The sequence below is a fragment of the Chelativorans sp. YIM 93263 genome, from assembly GCF_028767125.1.
In the GTDB taxonomy this organism is placed as follows: Bacteria; Pseudomonadota; Alphaproteobacteria; order Rhizobiales; family Rhizobiaceae; genus Chelativorans.
Genome location: NZ_JAKCWP010000001.1, coordinates 536,012 through 548,854, shown reverse-complemented (window position 1 = coordinate 548,854; position 12,843 = coordinate 536,012). Strand labels below are relative to the sequence as shown.

Genomic DNA, 12,843 nt, shown 5'->3' with positions numbered 1-12,843 from the left:
GCTCCGTTCGCTCGTGAGGGGGTCATACGGCATCTCCGCGAATGAGGCGGTGGAGCGGATTGAAGCCGATGCGATAGGCGAATTCCGCCGGATGTTCGACATCCCAGACCGCAAGCTCGGCGCGTTTGCCCGCCTCTATGGTGCCGATCTCACCTTGCAATCCGAGTGCACGGGCGGCTTCGCGCGTGACCCCGGCCAGCGCCTCCTCCGGCGTGAGGCGAAAGAGCGTGCAGACCATGTTCACGGAAAGAAGCAGGGAGGCGAGCGGCGAGGAACCGGGATTGCAGTCGGTCGCGACCGCCATCGGCACACCCGCTTTACGCAGCGCCTCGACGGGCGGAAGCTGCGTCTCGCGCAGCGTGTAGAATGCGCCGGGCAACAGGACAGCAACTGTGCCGGCTCCGGCCATGGCGGCCACGCCCTCCTCATCCAGATATTCCAGATGATCGGCCGAGAGTGCCCCGAAGCCGGCCGCGAGTTTCGCACCGCCCAGATTGGAAAGCTGCTCCGCGTGGAGTTTTACGGGCAGGCCGAGATCCCGCGCCTTTTCGAAAACGCGCTTCATCTGCTCGGGCGAAAAGGCGATGCCTTCGCAAAAGCCGTCCACCGCATCGGCAAGCCCTGCCTCATATGCTGCTTCCATCCCCGGCAGGACGATGTCCTCGATATAGTCGTCCGCCCGGCCTTTGTATTCGGGCGGCACCGCATGGGCCGCGAGATAGCTTGTCTTGATGCGTACCGGGCGCAGTTCGGCAAGCCGCCGGGCGGCGCGCAGCATCTTCAGTTCGTCGGCTAATGAAAGCCCGTAGCCGGACTTCACCTCCACCGTTGCGACACCCTCGGCAATCATCGCATCGAGGCGCGGCAGGGCGTCGACCACAAGCGCGTCCTCGTCCATTGCGCGGGTCGCGCTCACCGTCGATACGATGCCGCCGCCGGCGCGGGCGATCTCCTCATAGCTGGCGCCTTCGAGCCGCATTTCGAACTCGCGCGCGCGGTTGCCGCCATAGACGATGTGCGTGTGGCAGTCGGTCAGGGCCGGCGTGACGAGCCGGCCTTCAAGGTCCTGGCTTTCCGCATTCGCCCATTCGCCGGGCAGTTCCGCGCGCGGCCCGGTCCAGGCGATCCGCTCCCCGTCGATGGCGACGGCGCCGTCCTCGATCAACCCGTAGGGTTCCTTTCCCCGGATCATGGTGGCAAGCCGTGCATTGGTAAGGAGCGTGCGCTTCATCGCCTGTGGGCACCTTTCCGCTTTGTCTAGACTTTACAATAATATGTCTATACAAAATCGAGTTCTAAGCAGGACGGCAATCCGATGCAAGAGATTTTCGCCAACACCGCTCTGACGCCCCAAGGCTGGCGGGAGAATGTCCGCCTGACGATCGACGATAGCGGGCGAATCGCTTCCGTCACGCCAGACAGCCAACCTGGAGCAGCCTCGCGGGTTCCGGTGCTTTTGCCGGCCGTTTCAAACCTGCACAGCCACACTTTCCAGCGCGCCATGGCCGGTCTTGCAGAACGTCGCGGCACGAAGGGCCAGGACAGCTTCTGGACATGGCGCGAGGTCATGTATCACTTCTTGGACCAGCTCTCGCCCGAAGACATCGAGGCTATCGCCGCCTTTGCCTTTATGGAAATGCAGGAGGCCGGCTTTTGTGCCGTGGCGGAGTTCCACTATCTGCATCACCAGCCCGGCGGGACGTCTTATGCCAACCTGGCCGAGCTTTCCGCGCGCATCGTGAATGCCGCCGGAGAGACCCGGATCGGCCTTACCCTGCTGCCGGTGCTTTACCGCTACGGCGGGGTGGACAGGCGTGCGCTTGCAGGCGGCCAGATGCGCTTCGGCAACGATGTCGAGGCGTTTGAGAAGCTGCTCGCTGGCGCGGAGACGCACATGCGGCAGCTTCCGGCTGATGCTGTGCTGGGGGCGGCGGCACATTCCCTGCGAGGTGCAGCGATCGAGGACATAAAAGCTGCCGTGGCGCTGCAGTCAGACACCCCGTTCCACATTCACATCGCCGAGCAGGAGCCCGAAGTGGAAGATGTGGTGGCGGCGTTCGGCGCTCGCCCCGTCGAGTATCTCCTGAGGGAGGTGGACGTCGACAGCCGCTGGTGCCTCATCCACGCGACGCATATGAACGCGATCGAGACGGAAGACCTCGCCAAATCGCGCGCTGTTGCCGGCCTTTGCCCGATTACGGAAGGCAACCTGGGCGACGGCATTTTCAACGGACCGGCATACCGCCAGGCCGGCGGCCGCTTTGGGGTGGGAAGCGATTCCAATGTCCGCATTTCGGTTTCCGAGGAGCTGCGCCAGCTCGAATATTCGCAACGGCTGAAGCACCGCGCCCGCGCCGTTCTGGCAGATGGCGGGCAATCCTGCGGGCGCGCGCTTTACGACGCCGCACTTCAGGCAGGCGCACAGGCGTTGGGCCGCGATTCCGGCGCGCTGGAGCCCGGCAAATGGGCGGATGTGGTGGCGGCGGACCCGGTCCGGTTTGCGGGTGTGTCCTCCGGTGACACCATTCTGGACGGCTGGATCTTCGCCGGCGGAAACGAGGCGGTCACGGATCTGTGGTCCGCGGGACGCCACGCGGTGCGCGACGGGCGGCATGTTGCGCGTGAAACCATCGCCGAGCGCTACCGTGCGACGGTCACCAGACTGACCGAGCGGTTATGAGCGAGCGCACCTCCTTCAGGACCATTCGCGACGAGATGGCGCGGCGCATTGCCGAGCGGCGCTGGCTGCCGGGCACGCTCATTCCCGGCGAGGAGACGCTGGCGCGCGAGTTCGGCGCGGCGCGCGCAACGGTCAATCGCGCCCTTCAGGAGCTGGCGCGCGCCGGCCTTCTGGAGCGCCGCCGCCGGGCCGGCACGCGCGTAGCGCTTCACCCGGTTCGCGAGGCGCGTTTCGTCATTCCGCTGGTGCGTCAGGAAATCGAGGCGAAGGGAGCCGTTTACCAGTATCGCCTCTTGAGTCGGGAGGAGGTGGGGCCGCCCGAGATTATTCGCGCGCGGCTCGGGCTTGGCGGCCGCGCAACCCTCATCAATGTGCGCTGCCTCCATCTCGCCGACCGCGCGCCATATCAATTCGAGGACCGCTGGATCAATCTGGATGCCGTGCCGTCGGCGCGGGAGGCCGAGTTCGAAAGCATGAGCCCGAATGAGTGGCTGGTAAAACACGCGCCCTTCACCGATGCCGAGTTCACCTTTCTGGCCGCCGCCGCCAATGCAGACGAGGCTGCCTTGTTGCAATTGAGCGAGGGCGCGCCGGTCTTTGTCGGAGAGCGCATCACGTGGCTGCGCGGGCAGCCCATCACGCTTGTGCGCATGGTGCATCCCTCGTCGCACCGCATGGTGACAAGTCTTTAGGATTCTCCCAGTCTCGACATCGCGAGCGCGAGGCGGTAGGGCAAGCCAGATTGAATTCTGCCGGGAAAGCCGCCGATGACCGCTCGTAAAACGCTGATCGCCCCCTCCATTCTCTCCTCCGACTTTTCGCGCCTGGGCGAAGAGGTGGAAGCCATCGCGGCGGCGGGCGCGGACTGGATCCATCTCGACGTGATGGACGGGCATTTCGTGCCGAACATTACCTTCGGTCCAGCGGTGGTGAAAGCCATTCGCAACCGCACGGACAAGGTTTTCGATTGTCATTTGATGATCGCACCCGCCGATCCCTACCTCCAGGCTTTTGCGGAGGCCGGCAGCGACATCATCACGGTGCATGCCGAGGCCGGACCGCATCTCCACCGCTCGCTTCAGACGATCCGCAGGCTCGGCAAGAAGGCGGGAGTGTCACTCAATCCCTCGACACCCGAAAGCGCCATTGAATATGTGCTGGACGATATCGATCTCATTCTTATCATGACCGTTAATCCCGGCTTCGGCGGGCAGGGCTTCATCCCCGCGATGTTGGAGAAGATACGCCGTGTCCGCGCGATGGTAGGAGACCGGCCGATCGATATCGAGGTGGATGGCGGCATCTCACCGGAAACCGCAGGCGCGGTGGTGGAAGCCGGCGCCAATGTGCTGGTGGCGGGTTCGGCTGTTTTCAAAGGCAGCGGCGAGGCCGCCTATCGCGAAAACATCGCCGCGTTAAAAAAGGCGGGGGCGTCGCCCGTCTGAAGCGCGGCGTGCGGAGACAGAACGGAGGCAAAAATGGCAGCAGTTCCACCCGTCTGTGAATTCGGATGGCCGGCGGTTGACGCGAGCCTCCCCGGCACCGACGGCAAAAGCCATAGCATTTTCGACCAGGCCGGCCAGAACGGGCTGGTGGTGGTCTTCATCTGCAATCACTGCCCTTATGTGAAGGCTACGATCGACCGTATCGTGCGCGACGCCAACGACCTCAGGGAAAAGGGGATCGGTTTCGTCGCCATTAACGCCAATGATGCGACCACCCATCCCGAGGATTCCTTCGACAAAATGGTCGCGTTCGCGCGTGAGCACGATTTCACCTTTCCCTACCTCTACGACGAAGACCAGCGCGTCGCGCGAGCCTATGATGCCGTTTGCACACCGGACTTCTTCGGCTTCAATGGTGACTTGAAGCTGCAATATCGCGGTCGGCTGGATGCAGCGCGCGTCGAGGCAGCACCACCCGATTTGCGGCGTGATCTTTACGAGGCCATGGTTCAGGTGGCCGAAACCGGAAAGGGACCAGAAGAACAGATTCCCTCGATGGGATGTTCTATCAAATGGAAAGATGTTGCCTGAGGCAAAGCCTCTCGTTTCGGTGGCCTTTTCGCGGGCCGCACAGCTGAATACGGGAATAAAATGGCAATGCGGCGTTACTGCCCTGCACTGTAGGCGGCGATGGCCGCCATGTTGACGATGTCGGAATCCTTGGCGTTGAGCGGGACGATCTGCACCGGCTTGTTGAGCCCTACCAAAAGCGGTCCGATGACGGTTGAGCCGCCCAGTTCCTGCAGCATCTTGGTGGAGATCGAGGCGGAGTGGAAGGCCGGCATGATCAGCACGTTCGCCGGGCCTGAGAGCCGGCAAAAGGGATATTGCCGCATCAGGCGCGGGTTGAGCGCCACATCGGCGGCCATTTCGCCATCATACTCGAAGTCCACGCGGCGCTTGTCGAGCATCTTCTTCACGGCTTCCTGCACGCGCTCCGAGCGCTCGCCCGGCGGGTGGCCGAAGGTCGAATAGGCCAGCATCGCCACGCGCGGCTCATAGCCCATCCGCCGCGCCATGCCAGCAGCTTCCTCGGCGATATCGGCCAGTTCCTCGGCATTCGGCATATCATGCACGGCTGTGTCGGCAACGAGCACCGTACGCCCGCGGCACAGCGCAATGGAAACGCCGATAACCCGGTGTCCGGGCCGCGCATCAATAACGCGGCGCACATCGTCGAGCACCGTCGAGTAGTTGCGCGTCACACCGGTCACCACGCCATCGGCGTCTCCCAACGCGACCATGCAGGCGGCGAAATGATTACGGTCATTGTTGATGAGGCGTTGGCAATCGCGGAAGAGGTAGCCTTTGCGCTGGAGGCGTTCGTAAAGATAATCGGCATAGATGCCGTTGCGGCGCGAAAGCCGCGCATTGATGATTTCGATACCGGGGCGCGAGAGATCGACGCCGGCGTTCAACGCCGTCTCCTGGATCCGGTTCTCGCGGCCAAGCAGAATTGCGGTGCCAAGCTTCTGGTTCACGTAGGAGACGGCGGCGCGCATCACCTGTTCTTCCTCGCCTTCGGCGAAGACGATGCGCTTCGGCTGACGCCGCACACGGTCGTGTATGCGCTGGAGCGTGGGAGCGAGCGGATCGCGCCGGGCAGAAAGCTCGTTGACATAGCGCTCCATGTTCGGGATGGGCCGGCGCGCCACACCGGTATCCATTGCGGCCTTGGCGACCGCCGGGGGGACAGCCGTGATCAGCCGCGGGTCGAAGGGGACGGGAATGATGTAGTTGGGGCCGTATTTCGGGCGATTCCCCTGATAGGCGGCGGCAACGTCGTCGGGCACATCCTGACGCGCGAGCGCTGCCAGCGCTTCCGCCGCGGCCACTTTCATCTCGTCATTGATGGTGGTGGCGCGAACGTCGAGCGCGCCACGGAAAATGTAGGGAAAGCCGAGGACATTGTTGACCTGGTTCGGATAATCGGACCGCCCGGTCGCCATAATGGCGTCCGTACGAATCTCCGCCACCTCTTCGGGTGTGATTTCGGGATCCGGATTGGCCATGGCGAAGATGATCGGATTCTTGGCCATGGATTGGACCATGGCGGATGTCAGCGCACCCTTGGCGGACAGGCCGAAGAAAATGTCGGCGCCATCCAGTGCTTCAGCCAGGGTGCGCTTGTCCGTTTCCACAGCATGGGCCGACTTCCACTGGTTCATACCCTCGGTGCGGCCCTTGTAGACCACGCCCTTGGTGTCGCACAGGAGGACGTTTTCCGGTGCGAAACCGAGGGATTTTGCAAGCTCGATACAGGCAATGCCGGCAGCCCCGGCGCCATTGCAGACGAGCTTCGCCGTCTTCATCTCGCGGCCGGTCAGGTTCAGGGCGTTGATGAGGCCCGCAATGGCAATAATCGCCGTGCCGTGCTGGTCGTCGTGAAAAACCGGAATGTCCATCGCCTCGCGCAGGCGGCTTTCGATGACGAAGCACTCCGGCGCCTTGATGTCCTCCAGATTGACGCCGCCGAAGGATGGTCCGAGAAGCCGCACGCAATTGACGAATTCGTCGGCGTCTTCGGTATCGACTTCGAGATCGATCGAATCCACATCGGCGAAACGCTTGAAAAGCACCGCCTTGCCCTCCATCACCGGTTTGGAGGCCAGCGCACCGAGATTGCCCAGGCCGAGAATGGCCGAACCGTTGGAGACCACCGCCACCAGGTTGCCGCGCGTGGTATAGTCAAAGGCGCGATCGGGATCGTCGGCAATCGCCTGGACAGGAACCGCCACGCCCGGCGAATAGGCCAGCGACAGATCCCGCTGTGTGGCCATGGGCTTGGTCGGGTTGATCTCCAGCTTGCCGGGCCGGCCCATGGCGTGGAAATCCAGTGCTTCCTGTGGGCTGACGGACGGGTCGCGTTCATCGTTACTGTCGATATCTGCCATTGTTTTCCCCGCACTCCCGATCGGCTTCCTGTGGAGTTTTGCCGAATGCGTGTGAATAAGGCTACATTTGCAGTAGGTAAATGGTCACTTGAGGCAAAACCGCGTTTTCAAAGGAATGTCCTTGAACGACGAAACGCCGATTCGACCGGATCAGGCTGGCGCCGCGCCCGTTGCGGCCAAAGGCGCAACGCCGATGATGCAGCAGTATATCGAGGTCAAGGCCGCCAATGCGGACTGCCTTCTGTTTTACCGCATGGGCGATTTTTATGAACTGTTTTTCGATGACGCGGAGGTCGCCAGCCGCGCGCTCGGCATTACGCTGACAAAACGGGGAAAGCACCAGGGCGACGACATACCCATGTGCGGTGTGCCGGTCCACGCCGCCGACGATTACCTGCAGCGGCTGATTGGACTCGGCCACCGCGTCGCCGTCTGCGAACAGATGGAGGATCCGGCAGAGGCGAGAAAGCGCGGTCACAAAGCCGTCGTCCGGCGGGATGTTACAAGGCTGGTGACCCCCGGCACGATTACCGAGGAAAAGCTGCTCGACCCCTCCGAGGCGAATTATCTGATGGCGCTCGGCCGCGTAAAAGGGAGCGAAGAGCAGCTCGCGCTGGCCTGGATCGATATCTCCACCGGCCAGTTCCGCGTGGCGGCGAGCGCGCCGGACCGGTTGCTCGCAGATATCCTGCGGATCGATCCGCGTGAACTGATTGTCTCCGAGCCGGTCTATCATGACGCGACGCTGCGTCCCGTCTTCGACGCGCTGGGGCGTATCGCCAATCCGCAGCCACCGAGCTTTTTCGATTCCACCAGCGCCTCGGCGCGGCTCTCGCGTTTCTACCGCGTGGCAACGCTCGACGGCTTCGGCCGCTTCTCCCGCGCCGAGTTGTCCGCCATTTCCGGCGCCGTGGCCTATGTGGAAAAGACCCAGAAGGCGGAGCGTCCACCGCTCGAGAGGCCGGAGCGCGACGAGGAAGGAACCTCGCTTTTCATCGATCCCGCCACGCGCGCCAATCTGGAGTTGACGCGAACACTTTCCGGAAGCCGCGAGGGCAGTCTCCTCAAGGCGGTCGACCGGACTGTCACCGGCGCGGGCGGGCGCCTCCTGGCCGAACGGCTCATGTCGCCGCTTACCAATCCGAAGGCTATCGGCCAAAGGTTGGATTCGGTTTCTTTCTTCATCGACGAGCCCGAATTGCGCGAGGGTCTGCGCGCACTCTTGAAGAGCGTGCCCGATATTGCACGGGCGTTGTCGCGCCTGGCACTCAACCGCGGCGGTCCGCGCGACCTTGGCTCGTTGTCAGCCGGGCTGAAGGCGGCGGCGGACGTGGCGGAACTCCTGCGAGCAAAAGAACTCCCGGTAGAGCTTGTCGAGGGCGTGTCGCATCTTCAGGCACTGCCGACAGACTTGACCGCGCATCTGGAGAAGGCGCTTGCCGACGACCTGCCGCTTCTCAAGCGCGATGGCGGTTTCCTGCGCGCGGGCTATGATACGCGGCTGGACGAGATGCGTGCTCTGCGTGACGAATCGCGGCGCATTATCGCCGGGATGGAACGTGACCTCATTGAGGAAACCGGCATCCGCTCGCTGAAAATCCGTCACAACAATGTGCTGGGCTACTATATCGAAGTCACCAGCAACCACAGCCAGATTCTGACTGGCTCCGACGAGGTGAGAGCGCGCTTCATCCACCGTCAGACCATGGCAAACGCGATGCGCTTCACCACGACCGAACTGGCCGATCTGGAAACCGAGATCGCCAATGCCGCGGAGCGCGCACTCGCCATAGAGCTTGCCGCGTTCGAGCGTCTGGTCGGCGAGGTCGTCGCCGCCTCGGAGGCGCTCCGGGCCAGCGCTCGGGCGCTGGCCGTGCTCGACGTGTCCGCCGCGCTGGCCGAGTTGGCGGAAAAGGAAGCCTATTGCCGGCCCGTGGTGGACGACAGCCTGGATTTCCACGTGGAAGGCGGCCGCCACCCGGTGGTGGAGCAGGCGCTCCGGCGGCAGCTCGAAGAGCCGTTCGTGGCCAATGATTGCGATCTTTCGCCCGCCTCAGGCGAAAAATCAGGCGCGATCTGGCTGCTGACCGGGCCCAACATGGGCGGCAAGTCCACCTTCCTGCGTCAGAACGCGCTTATTGCGGTGCTCGCGCAGATGGGTTCTTTCGTGCCGGCGAGCCAGGCGCGCATCGGCGTAGTCGACCGGCTTTTCTCCCGCGTCGGCGCATCCGACGATCTGGCGCGCGGACGCTCGACCTTTATGGTCGAGATGGTCGAGACCGCCGCAATCCTGAACCAGGCGGGAGAGCGCGCGCTTGTGATCCTGGACGAGATCGGCCGTGGCACGGCCACTTTCGACGGCCTTTCGATCGCCTGGGCAGCAGTCGAGTATCTGCACGAGAGAAACCGCTGCCGTGCGCTCTTCGCCACCCATTTCCATGAAATGACCGCGCTTTCCGAAACGCTTTCGCGCCTTGTCAACGTCACCATGCGCGTGAAGGAATTCGAGGGCGAGGTCATCTTCCTGCACGAGATCGGGCGGGGTGCGGCCGACCGGTCCTATGGCGTTCAGGTGGCGCGGCTTGCCGGCCTTCCGGCGGCCGTGGTGGAGCGCGCCCGCGAAGTGCTTCACAGGCTGGAGGAGGGCGAGACCGGCGGCAATACAGCGCGCATCGTCGACGATCTGCCGCTTTTCAACGCGATGGTGCGGCATGAACCGCCGAAGCCGAAACCGTCCGACCGCCTCACCGAGACGCTTCACGATCTGAACCCGGACAACATGACGCCGCGGGAAGCACTGGAGGCGCTCTACCGGCTGAAGGAACTGGCCGGCCCCGATGCCTCTTGAAGCAGCGCTTGTGACCGTTTCGCAAGCAGCGCAAAAGCGCTATAGACGCGGACGAAGGAAAGCGCATGCTGCCGCCCAGGGTCGTGGCATTACGGATGGCAAATGGCAAAAGTCCCCCTCAAGCTCAATCAGGTGATCGACGCAAAGGCGCTCCGCGCCAAGCTGGATGCTATTGCGGCGGGTGACACGGGCGATGCACGAAACGCCGTGATGAAACTTCTGAAAGAGCACCTGTCCGAGGGTCGCAAGGCTGCCGAGGCGATGCTCTTTGTGGACGGCAGCGGGACGGCTTGCGCCACGCGCTTGTCCCATCTCATGGACGTGCTTGTCCGCGCGCTTCACGACTACGCGGCAAACCATGTTTATTCGTCCGACAACCGCTCGACGGCGGAGCGCATGACGGTCATCGCCGTCGGCGGCTATGGCCGGGGAACACTGGCGCCGGGATCGGATATCGATCTGCTTTTTCTGCTTCCCTACAAGCAGACGCCCTGGGGCGAGCAGATCGCTGAATACATGCTCTACATGTTCTGGGACATGGGGCTGAAGATCGGCCACGCCACGCGCAACATCGACGAATGCATCCGTCAGGCGCGCACCGACATCACCATCCGTACGGCAGTGCTGGAAGCACGCTTCATCTGCGGCGACCGTGCGCTTTACGACGAGATGTTGACTCGGTTCGATGCGGAGATCGTCAAGGACACGGGTGCTGAATACATCAAGGCGAAACTGGCCGAGCGCGACCAGCGCCACGCGAAGGTGGGCGAAAGCCGTTATCTCGTGGAGCCGAATGTCAAGGATGGCAAAGGCGGCTTGCGCGATCTCCACACGCTCTTCTGGATCGGGAAATACTACTACCGCGTGCGCACCAGCGGCGAACTGGTGGAAAAAGGCGTCTTCACGCGGCGCGAATATCTGCAGTTCCGCGAGGCCGAGGATTTTCTGTGGGCCGTGCGCTGCCACATGCACTTTCTCACCGGCAAGGCGGAGGAGCGTTTACATTTCGACATTCAACGCGAGATCGCGGAGAGGCTGGGATATACGAGCCATCCCGGCCTTGCTCCGGTCGAACGCTTCATGAAACACTACTTCCTGACAGCCAAGGGGGTGGGCGACCTCACACGCATTTTCTGCGCCGCACTCGAAGAGGAGCAGGCCAAGCATGTGCCCGGCTTCAACCGGATCTTCCTCACCTTTCAGCGGCGCAAGCGCAAGCTGCCCGGGACCAGCGATTTCATCATCGACAATCACCGCATCAACGTGGCCGACCACCAGGTGTTCGAGCGCGACCCGGTGAACATGCTGCGGCTGTTCTGGTTCGCCGACCGGCACGGACTGGAATATCACCCCGAAGCGCTCAAGCTCCTCACCCGCTCTCTCAAGCTGATAAACCGCGATCTGCGGCGCGATAACGAGGCGAACCAGCTCTTTATGGATCTGCTGACCTCCAGCCGTGATCCGGAGCTCAACATGCGCCGGATGAACGAGGCCGGCGTTCTGGGCAAGCTCATCCCTGAGTTCAACAAGATTGTCGCGATGATGCAGTTCTCCATGTATCATCATTATACCGTCGACGAGCACCTGCTACGGTGCATCGGTGTCCTGGCAAAGATCGAACGGGGGGACGACGAAAGCATTCACCCCCTCGTCCATTCCCTCATTGAGGGGCTGCAGCCCTGGCGCGCGGTGCTCTACACGACGCTGCTCTTCCACGACATCGCCAAGGGCCGGCCGGAGGACCACTCGACAGCCGGCGCTCGGATCGCTCGCCGCCTCTGTCCGCATATGGGCTTCAATCCCGCGGAGACGGAGCTGATAGCCTGGTTGATCGAGCAGCATCTTACGATGTCCATGACCGCGCAGACGCGCGACCTCAACGACCGCAAGACGATCCAGGATTTTGCCGATGTGGTGCAGACAGTGGACCGGCTGAAGCTGCTTCTGGCGGTGACCGTCTGCGACATTCGCGGCGTCGGCCCAAGCGCTTGGAACGGCTGGAAGGGCCAGCTTCTGCGCACGCTTTACCACGAGACCGAACTCCTTTTGACCGGCGGCTTTTCCGAGGGCTCCCGCGCTGTGCGCGCGGAAGCCGCGCGAGTTGAACTTCTCGAGGAACTCCTCGCCGCGGGATGGGAGAAATCAGAGGCAGAGCGCTACGTCGCCCTGCACTATGAGAACTACCTCCTGGCCGTGGATCGTAAGGACCAGATCCGCCATACGGATTTCATCCGTGCCGCCGACAGGCAGGACCGGGCGCTGTCCACCACGGTCAAGCCGCTTACCTTCGAGGCCGTCACCGAAATCACCGTGCTGGCGCCGGATCATCCGCGGCTTCTTTCGGTCATCGCCGGTGCATGTTCGGCGGCAGGCGCGAACATCGTCGATGCGCAGATTTTCACGACCACCGACGGCCGAGCCCTCGATACGATCCTGATCAGCCGCGAGTTTGAATTCGATGAGGATGAACGCCGGCGGGCCGAGCGCGTCGGCCGTCTCATCGAAGATGTGCTTTCCGGCAAATCCTACCTGCCGGACGTGATCGAAAAGCGTGGCAAGACACGCCGTGGCACGAAAGCTTTCCGCATCGAACCGCACGCGGATGTCCGCAACACGCTGTCCAACCGCTTTTCCGTCATAGAGGTGGAATGTCTGGATCGACCGGGACTTCTTTCAGAGGTTACCGGCGTCATATCGGATCTGTCGCTCGACATCGCCTCCGCGCACATCACCACGTTTGGTGAGAAGGTGATCGATACTTTCTATGTCACGGACCTCACGGGCCAGAAAGTAGAGAGTCCGAGCCGTCTCAAGGCCATTCGCCGCGAGCTTCTTGAAACGCTCGCCAAGGGACCGCCGCGCCGCAGCCGCCGCTCCCGCGCGCGGACGACGGCCGCATGAGGACCCCTGCGGGAA

Annotated in this window: 8 protein-coding genes; 6 read left to right on the top strand and 2 right to left on the bottom strand. The window is 62.8% G+C overall.

The features are described 5' to 3' along the window. Nucleotides 1-22: 22 nt before the first annotated feature. Nucleotides 23-1,231 (bottom strand): imidazolonepropionase, encoded by a 1,209-nt coding sequence (gene hutI, locus LY631_RS02685; RefSeq protein ID WP_274423563.1) that lies wholly within the window; start codon nt 1,229-1,231, stop codon nt 23-25. Nucleotides 1,232-1,315: 84 nt separating this feature from the next. On the opposite strand from hutI, the gene LY631_RS02680 reads away from it, so the two are divergent. From LY631_RS02680 to LY631_RS02665, 4 genes are all read left to right on the top strand, one after another. Beyond that, nucleotides 1,316-2,680 carry a formimidoylglutamate deiminase gene (locus LY631_RS02680; protein ID WP_274423562.1) on the top strand — a complete coding sequence of 455 codons (1,365 nt, stop codon included), beginning with the start codon at nt 1,316-1,318 and terminating at the stop codon, nt 2,678-2,680. Then, nucleotides 2,677-3,372, top strand: a complete 696-nt coding sequence (locus LY631_RS02675) for a GntR family transcriptional regulator (protein ID WP_274423561.1) — start codon at nt 2,677-2,679, stop codon at nt 3,370-3,372. Before LY631_RS02680 ends, LY631_RS02675 begins: the two co-directional genes overlap by 4 nt. A gap of 75 nt (nt 3,373-3,447) precedes the next feature. Further along, on the top strand, nt 3,448-4,125 hold the full coding sequence (gene rpe, locus LY631_RS02670; protein WP_274423560.1) for a ribulose-phosphate 3-epimerase: 678 nt from the start codon (nt 3,448-3,450) through the stop codon (nt 4,123-4,125). Nucleotides 4,126-4,158: 33 nt separating this feature from the next. Beyond that, nucleotides 4,159-4,716 (top strand): thioredoxin family protein, encoded by a 558-nt coding sequence (locus tag LY631_RS02665; RefSeq protein ID WP_274423559.1) that lies wholly within the window; start codon nt 4,159-4,161, stop codon nt 4,714-4,716. 74 nt (nt 4,717-4,790) lie between these two features. Here the strand turns inward: LY631_RS02665 and LY631_RS02660 are convergent, their stop codons facing one another. Then, on the bottom strand, nt 4,791-7,079 hold the full coding sequence (locus tag LY631_RS02660) for an NADP-dependent malic enzyme (protein WP_274423558.1): 2,289 nt from the start codon (nt 7,077-7,079) through the stop codon (nt 4,791-4,793). Between the two features lie 193 nt (nt 7,080-7,272). Between LY631_RS02660 and mutS the strand changes: the two genes are divergently transcribed. Next, nucleotides 7,273-9,927 (top strand): DNA mismatch repair protein MutS, encoded by a 2,655-nt coding sequence (gene mutS / locus LY631_RS02655; protein ID WP_274423883.1) that lies wholly within the window; start codon nt 7,273-7,275, stop codon nt 9,925-9,927. Between the two features lie 102 nt (nt 9,928-10,029). Then, entirely contained in the window at nt 10,030-12,828 is a 2,799-nt protein-coding gene (locus LY631_RS02650) for a [protein-PII] uridylyltransferase (RefSeq protein WP_274423557.1), read from the top strand. Nucleotides 12,829-12,843 lie beyond the last annotated feature (15 nt).